General features: G+C 71.3%; 17 protein-coding genes. 6 read left to right on the plus strand and 11 right to left on the minus strand.

Features of this window, described 5'->3' with window-relative positions; genetic code table 11:
- Positions 1–3 precede the first annotated feature (3 nt).
- The 5 genes from AC3A57_RS00085 to AC3A57_RS00105 all read right to left on the minus strand — a co-directional run bounded on the left by AC3A57_RS00085 (position 4) and on the right by AC3A57_RS00105 (position 4,859).
- On the minus strand, positions 4–882 hold the full coding sequence (locus AC3A57_RS00085) for an aldo/keto reductase (RefSeq protein ID WP_487576996.1): 879 nt from the start codon (positions 880–882) through the stop codon (positions 4–6).
- A 165-nt stretch (positions 883–1,047) separates the two neighbouring features.
- On the minus strand, positions 1,048–1,659 hold the full coding sequence (locus AC3A57_RS00090; protein ID WP_487576997.1) for an HD domain-containing protein: 612 nt from the start codon (positions 1,657–1,659) through the stop codon (positions 1,048–1,050).
- A gap of 140 nt (positions 1,660–1,799) precedes the next feature.
- Entirely contained in the window at positions 1,800–2,222 is a 423-nt protein-coding gene (locus tag AC3A57_RS00095) for a RidA family protein (RefSeq protein ID WP_487576998.1), read from the minus strand.
- 162 nt (positions 2,223–2,384) lie between these two features.
- On the minus strand, positions 2,385–3,077 hold the full coding sequence (locus tag AC3A57_RS00100) for an HAD family hydrolase (protein WP_487576999.1): 693 nt from the start codon (positions 3,075–3,077) through the stop codon (positions 2,385–2,387).
- 273 nt (positions 3,078–3,350) lie between these two features.
- A complete protein-coding gene (locus AC3A57_RS00105) occupies positions 3,351–4,859 on the minus strand; it encodes an amidohydrolase family protein (protein ID WP_487577000.1) in 1,509 nt (502 codons plus the stop codon).
- A gap of 173 nt (positions 4,860–5,032) precedes the next feature.
- On the opposite strand from AC3A57_RS00105, the gene AC3A57_RS00110 reads away from it, so the two are divergent.
- The 3 genes from AC3A57_RS00110 (at position 5,033) to AC3A57_RS00120 (ending at position 7,231) form a co-directional block, all read left to right on the plus strand.
- Positions 5,033–5,713: an SIR2 family NAD-dependent protein deacylase gene (locus AC3A57_RS00110; RefSeq protein ID WP_487577001.1), complete on the plus strand. Its 681-nt coding sequence runs from the start codon at positions 5,033–5,035 to the stop codon at positions 5,711–5,713.
- A gap of 133 nt (positions 5,714–5,846) precedes the next feature.
- The gene (locus AC3A57_RS00115) at positions 5,847–6,341 is read left to right on the plus strand and encodes an SRPBCC family protein (RefSeq protein WP_487577002.1); all 495 of its coding nucleotides are present in this window, start codon (positions 5,847–5,849) and stop codon (positions 6,339–6,341) included.
- Complete coding sequence (locus tag AC3A57_RS00120) at positions 6,341–7,231, plus strand: sterol desaturase family protein (protein WP_487577003.1); 891 nt, start codon at positions 6,341–6,343, stop codon at positions 7,229–7,231. The genes AC3A57_RS00115 and AC3A57_RS00120 overlap by 1 nt, the downstream gene beginning before the upstream one ends.
- Here AC3A57_RS00120 and AC3A57_RS00125 read toward each other — a convergent pair.
- The 3 genes from AC3A57_RS00125 to AC3A57_RS00135 form a co-directional block, all read right to left on the minus strand.
- Positions 7,204–7,656 carry a hypothetical protein gene (locus AC3A57_RS00125; protein ID WP_487577004.1) on the minus strand — a complete coding sequence of 151 codons (453 nt, stop codon included), beginning with the start codon at positions 7,654–7,656 and terminating at the stop codon, positions 7,204–7,206. The genes AC3A57_RS00120 and AC3A57_RS00125 overlap by 28 nt on opposite strands.
- A gap of 143 nt (positions 7,657–7,799) precedes the next feature.
- The gene (locus tag AC3A57_RS00130; protein ID WP_487577005.1) at positions 7,800–8,417 is read right to left on the minus strand and encodes a glutathione S-transferase family protein; all 618 of its coding nucleotides are present in this window, start codon (positions 8,415–8,417) and stop codon (positions 7,800–7,802) included.
- 38 nt (positions 8,418–8,455) lie between these two features.
- Positions 8,456–9,907 (minus strand): M20/M25/M40 family metallo-hydrolase, encoded by a 1,452-nt coding sequence (locus tag AC3A57_RS00135; protein WP_487577006.1) that lies wholly within the window; start codon positions 9,905–9,907, stop codon positions 8,456–8,458.
- Positions 9,908–10,022: 115 nt separating this feature from the next.
- On the opposite strand from AC3A57_RS00135, the gene AC3A57_RS00140 reads away from it, so the two are divergent.
- Together AC3A57_RS00140 and AC3A57_RS00145 are read left to right on the plus strand one after the other, a co-directional pair.
- Complete coding sequence (locus AC3A57_RS00140; protein ID WP_487577007.1) at positions 10,023–10,499, plus strand: Lrp/AsnC family transcriptional regulator; 477 nt, start codon at positions 10,023–10,025, stop codon at positions 10,497–10,499.
- 101 nt (positions 10,500–10,600) lie between these two features.
- A complete protein-coding gene (locus AC3A57_RS00145) occupies positions 10,601–11,638 on the plus strand; it encodes a pyridoxal-phosphate dependent enzyme (protein ID WP_487577008.1) in 1,038 nt (345 codons plus the stop codon).
- Between the two features lie 9 nt (positions 11,639–11,647).
- Here AC3A57_RS00145 and AC3A57_RS00150 read toward each other — a convergent pair whose 3' ends face one another.
- Positions 11,648–12,580 carry a LysR substrate-binding domain-containing protein gene (locus AC3A57_RS00150; protein WP_487577009.1) on the minus strand — a complete coding sequence of 311 codons (933 nt, stop codon included), beginning with the start codon at positions 12,578–12,580 and terminating at the stop codon, positions 11,648–11,650.
- Positions 12,581–12,668: 88 nt separating this feature from the next.
- Between AC3A57_RS00150 and AC3A57_RS00155 the strand changes: the two genes are divergently transcribed.
- Positions 12,669–13,409, plus strand: a complete 741-nt coding sequence (locus tag AC3A57_RS00155) for a glutathione S-transferase family protein (protein ID WP_487577010.1) — start codon at positions 12,669–12,671, stop codon at positions 13,407–13,409.
- A 247-nt stretch (positions 13,410–13,656) separates the two neighbouring features.
- On the opposite strand, the gene AC3A57_RS00160 is transcribed toward AC3A57_RS00155, so the two are convergent.
- Entirely contained in the window at positions 13,657–14,796 is a 1,140-nt protein-coding gene (locus AC3A57_RS00160) for a fatty acid desaturase family protein (protein ID WP_487577011.1), read from the minus strand.
- A gap of 16 nt (positions 14,797–14,812) precedes the next feature.
- Entirely contained in the window at positions 14,813–15,919 is a 1,107-nt protein-coding gene (locus tag AC3A57_RS00165; RefSeq protein ID WP_487577012.1) for a ferredoxin reductase, read from the minus strand.
- Positions 15,920–16,003 lie beyond the last annotated feature (84 nt).

Below are 16,003 nucleotides of genomic sequence, written 5' to 3' on the forward strand. Positions count from 1 at the left end.
GGCTCAGGCCACCTCGCGTCCGGCGCCGGCCTGCCACACCGCGTACCAGTCCTCGGCGCTCAGGCGGATCGACAGGGACGCCGCCGCCTCGCGCAGGCCCTCGATGCGGCCGCTGCCGGTGATCGGCCACGGCCGCGACGGATGCCGCAGCAGCCAGGCATAGGCCAGGGTCGCCACCGAGGCGCCGCCATAGCGCGGCGCCAACTCGGCCAGCGCCGCGCGCACCCGTTCGGCGCGCTCGTCGCCGCCGCCGAACAAACGTCCGCCGGCCAACGGCGACCAGATCATCGGCCGCAGGCCCAGGGCCTGGCATTGGTCCAGGGTGCCGTCGTCCAGCGGCGCCAGGTGCAGCGGCGACCACTCGATCTGATGCGTCGCCAGCCGGTGCCGCGCATGCAGCAGGGCCAACTGCGAGGGGCTGTGGTTGGACACGCCGACATGCAGCACCTTGCCCGCGGCCTTGAGCGCCTCGAAGGTCGCCGCCAGTTCGTCGGCGTCCATCAGCAGGTCGGGCCGGTGGATCAGCAGCAGATCGATGCGGTCGGTGCGCAGCGCGCGCAAGGAGTGTTCGACCGAGGCCAGGACGTGCTCGCGCGAACTGTCGTAGGACTTGATCCGGTGCTGCGGCCGCTGCGCCGAGGTCAGCCTGATCCCACACTTGGTCACGATGCGGAGCCGGTCGCGCAGCCCAGGCGCGGCCGCCAACGCCTCGCCGAACATGCCCTCGACCGAGTAGTCGCCGTAGATGTCGGCATGGTCGAAGCTGTCGATGCCCAGTTCCAGGGCCGCCTCGATCCAGCGCTGGCGCTGGGCCAGGTCGAAGTTCCAGTCGCGCATCCGCCAGGCGCCGGCGACGATCGGAGAGAGTTGCAGGTTCGGCATGGGGTAAGGGCCGGGAATAGAGGATGGGAGGGGAATGGGCGTAGGCGGCCAGTCTAGCCGTGTCCTCATGCTCGCATCGCACGGCGCGCCACCGCCTGTAGGAGCGGCCCAAGCCGCGACCGGGAGGGCGCAGGACATCGTCCATCGGCGTCGCCTCGCGCAGCGCTACAACTCCCCCACCCGCGCCAGCAGACCGTCGAACACCTGCTCCAGCCCCGGATGCACCCCGCGCACGCCGGCGATCACCTGCGCCGACCAGGCGAAATACTCGCGCTTGCGTTCGACCGGCCAGGCCTGCGGCGGCGCGGTCAGCAGATCGCGCAGATTGCAGATCTTGTCGGCCAGCTTGACCAGTTGCGCCTCGCGCGTGGCGTGGGCGGCATGTTCGATCTGCAGGCGCTTGCGCTCGGCCTTGGCCAGGCTGCGGTCGTCGCTGACTTCCGCCACCACCGCGGCGATGCGCGCGCCGAACGCGGCCTCCAGTTCGGCGGCGGTGGTGTCGGTGTCTTCCAGGGTGTCGTGCAACAAGGCCGCGCACAGCACCACCGGGTCGTCGATACCGCCTTCGTTGGCCAACACGTCGGCCAGCGCGATCGGATGATTGATGTAGGGCGAGGCATCGGCGTCGCGGCGGCGCTGCTGCCGGTGGCGTTGCGCGGCGAAGGCGGCGGCGCGGATCAGCAGGCCGGCGACGCCGGGCAACGGACTGCCTGGGGCGGGGCCATTGGGCGTCGAACGATCGGAAGTCGGGCTCCTGTACACCGGGGTTCTGAACATGAGGCCTCCTGGCGGGGCATGGGTTCGCGTGCAGCCCTCGGCGCCACGCAGCGGAAGCTGCGCGGCGCGACGGGAGCGAGGGGGCGGCCCGGCGCGGAATTGCGCTGGCCGTGGCCCTATTGTACGCCGCCCCGGCAGGATCAGGCCGCGACCGCAGCCAGCGCCTCGATCTCGAACAGCATGCCGTCCAGGGCCAGGCGCGGCACCGGAATCAGGGTGCAGGCCGGGCGATGCTCGCCGAACGCGGCCGCCAGTTCGGCGCCGAACACGTGCAGCCGCGCTTCGCTATGGTCGACCACCAGCACGGTCAGCTTGGCGACATCGCGCGGCTGCGCGCCGCCCGCGGCCAGCGCAGTCAGCAGATTGCGCATCGCCTGACGCACCTGGGCCCGGAAATCGGGATCGAGCGCGCCATCGGCGGTTTCGCCGCCCTGCCCGGCGACGAACAGCCAGCGCGCCGGCGCGGACACTTCGGCCAAGTGGGAATAACCGTTCGGCGCCGGGTCGTACAGGCCGTCCGGGTTGCGAAGAGCGACGACGGAAGCGGTGGGTACAGCGTTCATGAGAATCCTTGCGCTAGCGAGAGGGATCGAATCGGATCGGCCCGGCCGAAGATTCGGCCGGTGCGACGGCATCGGCCGCCTGCATGGATACGACGATCCACCCCCAACGCCCGTGACATGCCGAACGGCTTCCGGCGCGGACCGCGCCGGGCGGGCGTTCGTTCAGCGCCGGCGCTGGCTGCGCTGATCGGCGTCGTTGCTGGCGGAGCGCTCGTCGGCCTGCCAGATCGGGGTTTGCGCATGAGCGCACAAGGCCCCGCTTTGTTCCAGCCATTGGCGCAGGCCGGCCGGATCGCGGTAATGATGGCTGTGCGCGCCCAGCGCGGCGGCGGCGGCGGCGTTGGCCTGGTCGTCGTCGACGAACAGCGCATGGCCGGCCTCGACGCCGGCATAGGCGAAGGCCGCGCGCAGGCAATAGCTGTCCGGCTTGGCGTGGCCCAGTTCGCTGGAATTGACCACCGCATGAAAGCGTTGCGCCAGGCCCAGCGCCTGCAAGTCGCGCGGCAGCCGCGAGGTCGCGTTGCTGACCAGCACCAGGCGCAGTTCGGGCCGGCACGCATCGAGCACGGCCAGCACCTCGCGGTCGAGTTCGCCGACCGCGGCCGACCAGCGCGCGACCGCCTGCCGGGCCTGGCTGTCGGGATGCTCGCGCTGCAGGTCCTGGGCGACGCCTTCGCGCCATTGCTCGTCGCTGATCCGGCCGAGCACCGCGGGCCCGACCCGTTCCGGCGCGAACGCGATGCGGCGCAGGCTGCCGGCCGGCAGGCCATGCGCGGCCTCCAGTTCGGCATCGTCGTCCGGCCAACGGCGCAGCACGCCGTCGAAATCGATCAGCAGGGCGTCGAATCGCGTCACGCCGCAGTCCTGGTTGACCCGGCACCGATTATGCGCAGCCGCCGCGCAGTATGTCGTGACGGTCGCCGGACCGGCGCCTGCGTGACCGACGTCCCAGTCCCGCACATCCGCGGCTGCGCGGCTGTCCGCTCACCGCCGCTTCGCCCGTGATTGATCTACCGAGGCCGCCCGCAACGCGTCGGCCACCGCTTGCGATCCCTGCCAGGACGGCACTGCCGCGACGCCCCTGCGGGGGCGCGCGGCAGGGGATCGCGTTTGCGCCCTGGCCTGCGCTTACTTCGCCTGCGGCGCCAGCCGCTCGGCCAGATCGCGTTCGAACGCCGCATCCTGCGCCAGCAGCGCCTCGATCCGCTCGCTCGGCCACCACTGCCCACGCACGAACACACCGGCGATCCGCGACACGTGGTGGATGTCGGCCAGCGGATCGGCGTCCAACAGCACCAGATCGGCGCGCTCGCCTTCGCGCACCGCGCCGCGGCCCTGGGCCGGGTCGAACAGCCGGTGCGCGTTGATCGAAGCCGCGCGCAGCACTTCGACCGGACTCAGGCCGAGCTCGCGCAGCTCGATCATTTCCTGCTGCACCGACACGCCGAACGCCAGCCCCGGCAGGGCCGCGTCGGTGCCCACGGTCAGCGGCACCCCGCGCTTCCATAATTGCCGGGTCAGCACGCGGGCGAAGTCGTAGCCGGCGGAAAAGCTGTCGGCGCCGTCCTGGGCGCGGAAGGCCTCGCTCAGATAGCGGTTGGCCGGCGGGTTCCATTCGCGCCGGGTGACCGGATCGACCCGCTGCGCCCAGTCGCCAGGCACCGCCGGCACCGCGCGCTGCACGTACATGGCGACGATGGTCTTGAGCGTAACCAGGGTCGGGGTGACCGAAGCGCCGCTGGCGGCCACCGCCTGCGCCAGCGCGTCGATGTCGGCCGGCGCCAGGTCGCTGCCGACGCGGGCGTAACGCGCCAGCTCCTCGCTGTGGGCGATGTTGCGCAGCGGATGGGCGAAGGCGAAATCGCGGTCGGCGCAATCGGCGCAGCCCAGCTCGGGCAGATGGCCGGTGGTGATCATGCCCTGCCGCTGCGCTTCCTCGACCACCGCACGATAGGTCTCGCGATTGAGGTGCTGATAGGGCTTGATGAAATCGTAACCGCGCTCGCGCGCCCGCCGCACCGCGGCGATGCCGTCGGCGGCGACGGTCGGCGCGTCCACGCTCGAGGCCGGCACCGCGCCTTCGGGCCGGACCGCGACCGCCGCGCGCGGGCCGTTGATGCGCTTGCCGACGTACAGCGTCGGCCCCGGCATGCGCCCGGCGGCGATCTCGTCGCGCAGCCACAGCAGATGCTCGTCGCTGGCCGCGCTGCCGCCGAGGTTGGCCGCGCCGGTGACGCCGGCGCGCAGCAGGTTCAGCAGGATGCGGCGGTCGTAGCGATGGCCCTCGCCCAGGGGCAGGCCGGCCAGCGCCGGATCCTTGCTGGCGCGGATCGCGCCCTCGTTGGCCAGATGCAGGTGCGCGTCGACGAAGCCGGGCACCAGGTATCTGCCGCGCCCGTCCACCACCTCGCCGTCTTGCGGCCGCAGCGCCGCGCCGGCGTCGAGGATGCGGGCGATGCGTCCGTCGCGGATCAGCACGGTGCGATGCCGCAGCACTTCGCCGGTGTCGGCCGGAATCACGGTGACGTCGCGCACCGCCCAGGCCGGCGCGGTGGCGACGCGCGCGGCCGCCAAGGCCGGCGCCGCGGCCGCGCCCAGCCACAGGCCGAGGATTGCGCTCCAGGCGCGTTTGCTCATGCTGCTCTCCCGTCTTGCCCGAGTCGAAGGATAGTCGCGGCCGCGGCGTTCCCGCACCCCGCACCCTGCAGCCGCCCGGCCGCGCAACAGCAGATGCGCCGGGCGGCGATATAGTTGAAATCCGATCGCCCAAGCGCCTGGGCGCCGCCCCGGCCGCCCGGCAAGAGAGCCTGATGAAAGACAAGATCGTGGTATTCACCGGCGCTGGCGTCAGCGCCGAAAGCGGCCTGAAGACCTTCCGCGACATGGGCGGGCTGTGGCATCAGTACCGGCTGGAGGAAGTCGCCTCGCCGCAGGGCTGGCAGCGCGATCCCGCCACCGTGCTGCGCTTCTACAACGAACGCCGCAAGGCGGTGCTGGCGGCTCGGCCCAACGCCGCCCATCGCGCCATCGCCCGGTTGGAAGAGAAGTACGAGGTGGTGGTGATCACCCAGAACATCGACGACCTGCACGAGCGCGCCGGGTCCAGCCGGGTCGTCCACGTCCACGGCGAAATCCTCAAGGCGCGCAGCACCGCGCTGCCGGAGCGGATCTACCCGCTCAAGGGCCCGACCATCGAACTGGGCGACCGTTGCGAGCGCGGCAGCCAACTGCGTCCGGACGTGGTCTGGTTCGGCGAAGCGGTGCGCTACATGGACGAGGCCGAAACCCATTTCTCCACCGCAGCCAAGGTGCTGGCGATCGGCACCTCGCTCAGCGTCTACCCCGCCGCCGGACTGGTCGCCCACGCGCCGTTCTCGGCCGAGCGTTGGTTCGTCTCGCCCGAGCCGCAGGAGATCCCGCGCGGCTATCGGCTCCTGGAGGGCAACGCCGCCGCAGTGGTGCCGCCGCTGGTCGAGCAATGGCTGGGCTGAGCCCGTCCGGTCGTCGCATCGGCTTGGACTGAGGCGCGCCAGCGAGACCCGCGCCGCCGGCGAAACCGGCCGGCCTGCGCAGAACCCGCGCCGGCGCGTGGATTTGCCGCCGGCGCCTGCCTAGACTGGCCGCATGCACGTCTCCCTGCTCGCCGAACGCAGCATCGCCGCGGCGCCCGCCGCGGTCTACGCGCTGGTGCTCGACGGCAATCGCTTCGCGCCGCTGTTCCAAGGCCACGGCCCGATTACCGGCCTGGATCGGATCCAGCCGCTGGGCCCGGTCGGGGTCGGTGCGGTACGCGAGGTACGCGACCTGCGCGGCGCGGTCCTGCACGAGCGCATCACCGCGCTGGAGCCGTCCGAGCGCCACGCCTACACCTTGTACGACCTGCCCGCGCCGCTGTCGTGGCTGGCGCGCGAGGGCCGCGCCGAATGGCGCTTCCAGGCCATGGCCGACGATCCGGGCGCGACCCGGGTCAGCTGGCGCTACGATTTCGAACTGACCGGCCCCTGGGCCTGGCCGCTGGCCTGGCCGCTGCTGCGCGGGGCGATGCAGCCGGCGATGCGCGGCTGCCTGGAACGCATCGCCCAGGCACTGGAACAGGCCTGGCGCGCGGAGCGGCGTTGATGGAAGAGTGGATCCTGCTCGGCCTGGCGCCGGTGTTCCTGATCCTGATCGCGGTCGAAGCCTGGTACTGGCGTCGGCGCGCGCCGGAGCGCTACAGCCTGCGCGACACCGCCTCCAACGCGGCCCTGGCGCTGATGCACCAGGCCAGCGACGCGATCGCCTGGCTGCTGGTGATCGGCCTGTACTACGCGGTCTACGCGCACCGCCTGTTCGACCTGCCGCCGGCCTCGCCGTGGACCGTGGCCGCGCTGTTCGTGGCCCAGGATTTCTTCTACTACTGGTTCCATCGCGCCAGCCACCGCATCCGCTGGCTGTGGGCCTCGCACGTCACCCACCATTCCTCCGAGCGGCTCAACCTGTCGACCGCGTTCCGGCAGAGCCTGACCTATCCGATCTCCGGCATGTGGCTGTTCTGGCTGCCGCTGGCCTGGATCGGCTTCGAGCCGCGCCACATCGTCGCGGTGGTGGCGATCAACCTGGCGTTCCAGTTCTTCGTCCACACCCAGGCGGTGGGCAAGCTGGGCTGGCTGGAAAAGGTGTTCAACACCCCCTCGCACCATCGCGTCCACCACGCCCGCAACCCGCAGTACATCGACCGCAACTTCGCCGGCGTGCTGATCGTCTGGGACAAGCTGTTCGGCACCTACACCGAAGAGGACGACGCGGTGCCCTGCGAGTACGGCATCGTCGGCCAGGTGCGCGGGCACAATCCGATCCGGTTGACCTTCCACGAATGGGTCGCGATGTTCGGCGACGCCTGGCGCGCGCGCGGCCTGCGCGGCGCGCTGGGGCAGTTGTTCGGCCCGCCGGAGCGCTCGCACTCGCATTTGCGCGCCAGCGCCGCGATCGCGGACGCGCCGGCTCAGGTCTTGGGCGAAAGCCCGAAGTAGGCGTACGCCGCCGACACCGCCAGTCCCAGCCAGGCCTGGCCGTGGGTGGTCAGCGCCGGCAGTTCCTTCGGGTGGTACAGGCCGACCAGGAACGCGCACAGGCCGGCGCCGATCCAGACCAGCACGTACAGCACCGACACCACGGTCACCGCGCGGGTGGCGTTGCTCGAGGCGCCGGCGTCGAGCACGCGCGCACCGGGCGCTTCGCCTGGCTTGGCCAGGGCCAGCTCGGCGATCACCAGCGCCGACACCAGACCGCCGATGACCGACAAGGCCTGGGCCATGCCGTCGTTGAAGTAGCTCAGGGGATACAGCGTGCAGCCGGGGCCGGACACGCAGTCCACCACCCGCACCGCGACGCTGATCAGGTGAACGTAGACGCCCAGCAGGATCACCGAAACCAGACCGCCGAACAGATTTTTCATGCGCCCCCCGGACCGCTCGCGCCGCCGCGGCAAGAGCGGCGCCATCGCGGCGCGCGTCGTCGCCGGCGCGGCCTGGCGCCGCGCCGTACCCCTGCCCTGCCTGAGTCAACGCGGCGCCGGCCCGGCGCAGGCCAGCGCCCGGCTCAGTCGTGGGTCTCGCCCGACAGCGGCGTGGCGCGCATCGAATCGCGCCGTTCGAAGGCGTCGAACCAGGCGCTCAGGCGCGGCCGGCCGGCGCGGAAACCGGGCAGTTCGCGGAACTCAAGCCAGCTCAGCGCGGTCGCGACCGCGATGTGGCCGAGATGCAGCGGCGCCGCGTCGTCGAGCTCGCGCTCCAGCCAGTCGTAGCTTTCGATCAGCTTCTGGGCGTAGCCCTCGCCCAAGGCCGGGTAGCGCAGCGGCTCCGGCCGGCGCACGGTTTCCCAGCGCACCTTGATGCCGAAGTCGGCCAGGCCCTGGGCGAGCGCCTGCAGGCGCAAGGCATGCCAGCGCGCTTCGCCCTCGGCCGGAATCAGCTTGCGGCCGTCGTGCAAGGTGTCGAGATAGGCGCAGATGATGTCCGAGTCGAAGATCGGCGCCTGCCCGGGGCGCAGCAGCACCGGCACCTTGCCCAGCGGGTTCTGCGCATACACCGCTTCGTTGCGCAGGGTCGGGCTGGTCTCGTGGTGGATCACTTCGATCCGATCGGCCAGGCCGGCCTCGCAGGCGAACACCAGCGCCTTGCGCGCGTAGGGGGAATGGGTCTGGTAGAGCAGTTGCATCGGGGTCTCCACGACAGTAACAAGCAAAGGACCGCGGCTCAGGCCGCGGCGGCGGCCTGCGCTCGTGCAGGCAGCCGCGCCTCGGCATCCGCCGCATCGTGCAGCACCTGGGCCAGCGCCGCGGTCAGTCGGCGCGCGGTCGGCAGGTGCAGGAACTCGTTCGGCCCGTGCGCGTTCGATTGCGGCCCGAGCACGCCGGTGACCAGGAACTGCGCCTGCGGATAGCGTGCGCCGAGCATCGACAGGAACGGGATCCCGCCGCCTCCGCCGATCAGCGCCGGCGGCGCGGCGAAGGCCTGCCGCGAGGCGCGCTCCAGGCTGGCCTGCAGCCACGGCGCGGTCTGCGGCGCATGCCAGCCGGGACTGAGCAGATCGAGCGAGAACTCCAGCTCGGCAGCGTAAGGCGGATCGGCCAGCAACAAGGCCCGCAACCGTTGCCCGGCTTGCACCGGGTCGACCGTCGGCGGCAGGCGCAGGCTCAGTTTGAGTTGCAGCGACGGCTGCATCACCGCCGCCGCCGCGGCGACCGCGGGCAAGCCGTCCAAACCGGTCACCGCCAACTGCGCGCGCCAGGCGCGGTTCAGCGCGAGTTCGCCGGTGTGGTCCGCGGCCGCGCGCACGCCGGGGCGGAACGGGAAGCCGTCCAACAGCTCCGCTCCCAGGGCCTGCGCCGCCGCTTCGGCCTCGCGTCGCCGCTGCGGCGGAATCCGCGCCTGGAAGTCGGCGATCACCTCGCCGCTGTGCGGGTCTTCGATCCGCGACAGCAACTGCCGGGCGATGCGGAAGCTCGACGGCACGATCCCGCAGGCGTCGCCGGAATGCACGCCTTCCTCGAGCACGCGGATGCTCAAGGTGCCGGCGACCTGGCCGCGCAGCGAGGTGGTGGTCCACAGTTGACGGTAATTGCCGCAACCGGCATCGAGGGCGACGATCAGCCCCGGCGCGCCGAGCCGCGGCGCCAGCGCCTCGATGTAGGCCGGCAGGTCGACGCTGCCGGATTCTTCGCTGGCCTCGATCAGGATCAGGCAGCGCGGATGCGCCAGGCCTTGCGCGCGCAGCCCGAGCAAAGCGGCGATCGCCGCGAACAGCGCATAGCCGTCGTCGGCGCCGCCGCGCCCGTACAGGCGCTCGTCCTCGAACACCGGCGTCCAGGCCGCGCGGCCGGGCGCCCAGCCGTGCATCGGCGGCTGCTTGTCGAGGTGGCCGTAGATCAGCACCGGCGCGGCCTCGTCGCCGGGCACCTCGATCAGGATCAGCGGCGTGCGCCCGGGCAGGCGCAGCGTGTCCACGCGCGCGCCCTCGACCGCGGCCAGCTGCCGCTGCGCCCATTGCGTCATCAGCGTCGCGGCCGCTTCCATGTGGCCGCTGCGCTGCCAGTCCGGATCGAACGCCGGCGATTGGCAGGGAATGGCGATGTAGCCGCACAGCGCCGGCAGGATCTGCGCCTGCCAGTAGCCGTCGACGAAACGCTGCAGTGCCGTAAAGTCCATGACGTCGCCTCGGGAAGAGGCGAAAATCCTAGCCGCGCGCCGGCGCGCTTTCGCCGCGATCGGCCGCCGCCCGGCGCGGATTTTCCGCGTCGCGCCGCCCTAAGATGCCCGGACCATGAAACTCGACCGATTCGACCGCCAATTGCTCAACCTGGTGCAGGAAGACGCCGGCCAGACCGCCGACCGCCTGGCCGAACAGGTCGCGTTGTCGCCGTCGGCGATCCAGCGCCGGCTGCGCAAGCTGCGCGAGCAGGGCGTGATCCAGCGCGACACCGTCGTGCTCGACCCCAAGCAGGTCGGCAAACCGACTTTCTTCGTCGTCGCCCTGCAGGTCGAACGCGAGCGCCCCGAGCTGCTGGCGCAACTGCGCAAGTGGCTGACCGGGCAGGCCCAGGTGCAGCAGGTGTTTTACGTCACCGGCGAGGCCGACTTCGTCTTGGTGGTGACCGCGCCCGATACCGAAAGCTACGACGCGCTGATGCTGCGCATGGTCGCCGACAACCCCAACATCAAGCGCTTCACCACCAACGTCGCGCTGAGCCTGGTCAAGCGCGGGCTGACCATCCCGGTCGCGCCGGACGAAGACGACTGAGCGCGGCGCGGCCGCGCCGGACGCCCGCCGCGCGCGTTTTTCCCGCGCGCAGCGGCGGCGAACGCGGCGCAAGCGCGCGACCCGGCGCCGACACTGTCGGCATGAACGATCATTGGCTCGACGATCCGGCCGCGCTATGGCCCGACTACCGCCCCACGCCCTTGCTGGACCTGCCCGCCCTGGCCCGCCGCCTGGGCGTGGCGCGGGTCCTGGCCAAGGCCGAGAACGAGCGTCCGCTGGGCAACTTCAAGGCGCTCGGCGGCCTGACCGCCGGCCTGCGCGCGCTGGCGCGCGCGACCGGCGCGGCCGATCCGGACGATCTGCGCCGTCGCTGCCGCCAGGCGCCGCCGCGGCTGTTGTGCGCCAGCGACGGCAATCACGGCCTGGCCGTGACCGCCGCGGCCCAGCGCGCGCAAGCGCGGGCCAGGGTGTATCTGCCGGCGGCGGCGAGCGCGGCGCGCGCGCAACGCATCGCCGCACTCGGCGGCGAGGTCGTGCGGGTCGACGGCAGCTACGACGACGCGGTGCTGGCCGCGCGCGCCGCGGCCGGACGCGGCGAGGGGCTGCTGATCGCCGACACGTCCGACGACCGCGACGACCCGGTGGTCGCCGACGTCATGGCCGGCTACGGCCTGATCGCACGCGAGTTGCGCGCTCAGTTGCCGGCCGAAGCGCGCGACCGGCCCAGCCATGTGTTCGTCCAGGCCGGCGTCGGCGGCCTCGCCGCCGCGTTGGCCGACGGCCTGTACGGCGCGTTGCAGGCCTCGGCGCGGATCGTCGTGGTCGAGCCGGCGAGCGCGGCCTGCGTGATGCGCGCCCTGGCCGCGGCGCGGCCGGTGCGGCTGCCGGGGGAACTGGCCACCGCCGCCGAAATGCTGTCCTGCGGCTTGGTCTCCAGCCCGGCCTTGGCGGTGCTGGCGCGCCATCGCGCCGCGGCGCTGACCGTCGGCGAAGACGAACTGCTCGCGGCGCCGCAGCGCCTGCGCGAACACGGCGGGCCGGCGAGCACGCCGTCCGGCGGCGCGGGCCTGGCCGGCTTGTGGCGCGCCGCGGCCGATCCGGCGCTGCGCGAGCGCCATGCGCTCGACGCGCATAGCGCGGTGTTGCTGACGATCACCGAAAGCGCGGCGCCGGCCTGACGCCGCGATCTACGCCGGCTCGCGCAGGCATTCGATCAGGAACTCGACCGTCGCGCGCACGCCCGGCAACTGGCCGCGCCGGTGCGGCATCACCAGGGTCGTGGTCACCCGGCCCGCATGCCAGTCCGGCAACACCCGGCGCAGGCGGCCGTCGCCGAGTTCGGCGCGGCAGATCTTCGCCGGCAGGCAGGTCAGGCCCAGGCCGGCGACCGCGGCCGCGGTCAGCACCCGGCCCTCGTTGGCGGTCATGCGCGGCTGCGGTTCGACCTGCACCGTAGTGCCGGCGGCGTCGCTCAGGGTCCACAGGCTGCGTCCCGACTGGCCGGTCATCAGCGCGTCGTGCCCGGCCAGTTCCTGCGGCGTGCGCGGTTCGCCGCGCTCGGCCAGATACCCGGGCGCGGCGACCACGACGATGTCCTCGACCGAGGCCTGGCGCTGGATCAGGCCCGAATCCGGCAGCGGCGCGAAATGGCTGCGCACGGCGATGTCGTAGCCGTCCTGGACCACGTCGACCATGCGGTCGCTGACGTCCAGCTGCAGGTGCAGGCGCGGATAGCGCCGCGCCAGTTCCGGCAGATGCGGCGCCAGGTACTCCTGCGCGACCGGCACGTTGCAGGTCATCCGCACCCGTCCGCTGGGCTCGGCGGCGCGGCGCCGGACCAGGTTCTCCGCCGCCTCGGTTTCGATCAGCGCCGCGCGCGCGTGCTCGTGGAAAGCCTGGCCGGTGTCGGTGAGGACGAAGCTGCGCGAAGTGCGGTGGATCAGGCGCACGCCCAGCTCCTGTTCGAGCGCGGCCACGCGCTTGCTGACCGTGGACTTGGGCACGCCGAGCCGGCGCGAGGCCGCGGCGAAGCCGCCGTGTTCGACCGCGGTGGCGAACAGGACCAGATCGTTGAGGTTGAGCATGCCGGCAAAGTACACATATGTGGACTTTGAGTCCATTTTCTGCCGACTACACGACCAAAGTACACGCACCTACAGTGAGCTCACCCCGCAACGACGGGCCCAACCCCCTCACTGGAGAGTCCCAATGTCCGCTGCCAAGACCGCTACCTCGACCGCTGCCGCTCCGATCCTGTTCTACGGCGTGCCGTCCGGGTGCTCGTTCGGTTCCATCGTCGCCCTGGAGTGGGCCGGCCAGCCTTACCGCCTGGCCCGGGTCGAAATGCCCGAACAGATCCACACCACGGCGTTCAAGGCCCTCAACCCGGTCGGCGAGACCCCGGTGCTGGTCAGCGACCGCGGCGACGTGGTCACCGAGAGCATGGCCATCCTCAACCACATCGGCGCGCGGGCGATCGAACGCGGCATCGCCTTCGCCCAGGGCACGCCGCAGTTCGACGAACTCAACCGGATGCTGGCCTTCCTCAACACCACCTTCTTCGGTTCGTTCTCGTCGCTGTGGCACGTGCTGGAACACGAAGTCGACGAGGCCTCGCGCGAGGCCCTGGTCGAGTACGGCCGCGGCCGGGTGGTGCAGGCCCACGCCAAGCTGGAAGCCATGCTCGGCGACAAGCGCTGGCTGCTCGGCGACCGCCCGACCCTGGCCGACGCCTACTTCGCCGGCATCGCCCGCTGGACCAAGTACCACAGCGTCGTCGACCGCCGCGATTACCCGAACCTGCAGCGTCTGTTCGATCAGCTCGAAGCCGACCCGGCGGTGATCTTCGCTCACGCCATCGAACAACAGCGACCGGCGGTCAGCGCCGGCGGCTTCCAGGGCGAGGTCGCGCTGGAGGAGGCGATCGCGGATTACCGCCTGGCGGCGTAAACGGTGCGGGGGATGGGCCGGAGCAAAGCAACGGCAAATCCCCCTGGCCCCCTTTTCAAAGGGGGAATGCTTCGGGAGGTGTCGGAGGCGTGGTGGCCTGTGCTTCGCCCGTATCCGAAACAGCGCCGCTGCCGTTGCCCCGTTTGAACAAGGGGGCGGCGACCGCGCAGCGGCCGCGGGGGGATTCACTATTGCTGTGCTGTTGCTGCTGTTGTGGCCGTGGCGTGACTGCCGCCCCCGCAGCGCCTCAGGCCTGCGCTTCCGCCCGCACCAGCGGCCGCCGCGCGCGCGGACGGCTCGGCCAGGCGTGGCGCAGGATCCGCCACACCACTTCGCCGAACTGCCGCGGCAGCGAGCCGGTATCGTAATGCTGGCCGTAACGGCCGCAGATTTCGCGCACTTCCACCGCCATCGCGGCGTAACGCCAGGCGGGAATGTCCGGGTAGAAATGGTGTTCGATCTGATGGCTCAGATTGCCGGTCATCAGGTCCATCCACTTGCCGCCGGTCAGATTCGACGACCCGCGCAACTGGCGCAGATACCAATGCCCGCGCGACTCGTTGCGCACCGACTCCTTCGGGAACACTTCGGCGTCGATGGTGAAGTGGCCGCAGAAGATCACCGTATAGGTCCACACGTTGCGGATCAGGTTGGCGACCAGGTTGCCCAGCAGCACCGGCAGGAAGAACGGCCCGGCCAGCAGCGGAAACAACACGTAGTCCTTCAACAACTGCTTGCCCATCTTGCGCCCGACCGGCACGAACTTGCGCCACATCGCCCGATGCTTGGTCTTGCCGGTCAGCCAGCGGCCCAGGCGCAGGTCCTGTATCGCCACGCCCCACTCGAACAGCAGCGCGAACACCACCGCGATCACCGGCTGGGCGAGGAAGAACGGCTTCCAGCGCTGCTCCGGGAACAGACGCAGCAGGCCGTAGCCGATGTCGTCGTCCATGCCGCGCACGTTGGTCCAGGTGTGGTGCTGGTAGTTGTGGGTTTTGCGCCAGTTGTCGCCGGTGGCGACGATGTCCCACTCGTAGGTCTTGCCGTCCAGGTGCGGGTCGCGCATCCAGTCGTACTGACCGTGCATGACGTTGTGGCCGACCTCCATGTTCTCCAGGATCTTCGACAGCGCCAGCGACAGCGTGCCCAACACCGCGGCGGTCCACAGCAGCCAGGTCAGGCCGAACGCCAGGCCGGCGGCGGCGACGAACAGCAGCAGCCGCCCGCCCAGGCCGAACCAGCGCACCGCCGCGACCACGCGCCGGATGTAGGCGGCGTCGATGCGGCCGACCTGGGCCAGGGTGCGCGCGCGCAGCGCGTCGAGTTCTTCGCCGAAGCGGTCGAGTTCCTGCGCGCCCAGCGCGCGGTTGCGTGGTTTGGCGGTCATGGTCGGTACGGTCGAATTACAGGTCGAGAACGAGATCGCTGCTGGCGGCGTTGACGCACAGGCGCAGCGCGGACGCCGGCTCGCTGTGGACGTCGCCGGTGTGCAGATGGCGAGTGGTGCCGGAGGCTTTGCCGCAGGCGCAGGTATTGCACAGGCCCATGCGGCAGCCGGACGCCAGCGACAGGCCCTGCGCTTCCAGCGCGCTCAGCAGGGACTGGCCGCGCGGCAATTGCAGGCGGCGGCCGCTGCGCGCCAGTTCGACTTCGACCGTGCCGGTATCGTCGTCTTCGCGCGGTGGCGGGGTGAAAGCTTCGGCGGCAAAGCCGACGGCGCGCGCCCCGGTGAGTTCGCGCGCGGCGGCGACGAAGCCGCCCGGGCCGCAGGCGTAGATGCGCCGCTGCGCCCAGTCCGGCGCATGCTGCGCCAGCAGGTCGGCGTCGATGCGGCCGCCGGCTTCGCCGGGATGCTGCGGCGCCTGCCGGGTCAGCAGCAGGCGCAACTCGAAATTCGGGTGGGTCGCCGCGAGTTCGCGCAGTTCGTCGGCGAAGCACAGCTCTTCGCGCTGCCGGGCCCAGTACAGCAAGGTCAGCGGCACCGGCATGCCGCGTTGCGCCAGTGCGCGCAGCATCGCCATCAACGGGGTGATGCCGCTGCCGGCGGCGAGGAACAGCCAGGCGCCGTCGACGCGCTCGGGCAGCACCATCTCGCCGAACGCCGGACCCAGTTCCAGCACGTCGCCGACTTGGGCGCGGTCGTGCAGATGGCGGCTCAGGCGCCCGCCCTCGATCGCCTTGACCGTGATCGCGATGCGCCCGTCGGCGCGCGGCGCGTCGCACAGGCTGTAGCTGCGCGAAACCGTGGCTCCATCGATGCGCGCGCCGATCATCAGGTGCTGGCCGGCGACGAAGCCGCGCCAGTGCCGGTTCGGCTTCAGGACCAGGGTCACCGCGTCGGCCGAGGCCTGCTCGCGCGCCTCGATCCGCGCCAGGGAACGCTCCCAACTCCAGGTCGGATGGAGCCTGGAAGCCCAGAAATCAAAGACTTGCGGCTTCACAAAGGGGGCCACCAGACCGCGAAGGCGGCTGCGCGGGCGATGGACGGCGGGGCGGACGACGGCGTTCATGGGCGCAACTATACACATATCCGCACAAATATATGCACACGTGTATAGCAATTCAGCTTAGGGAGTATCATGTCGGCTGCCGCC

Source organism: Lysobacter sp. Soil_C_15, from assembly GCF_057657315.1.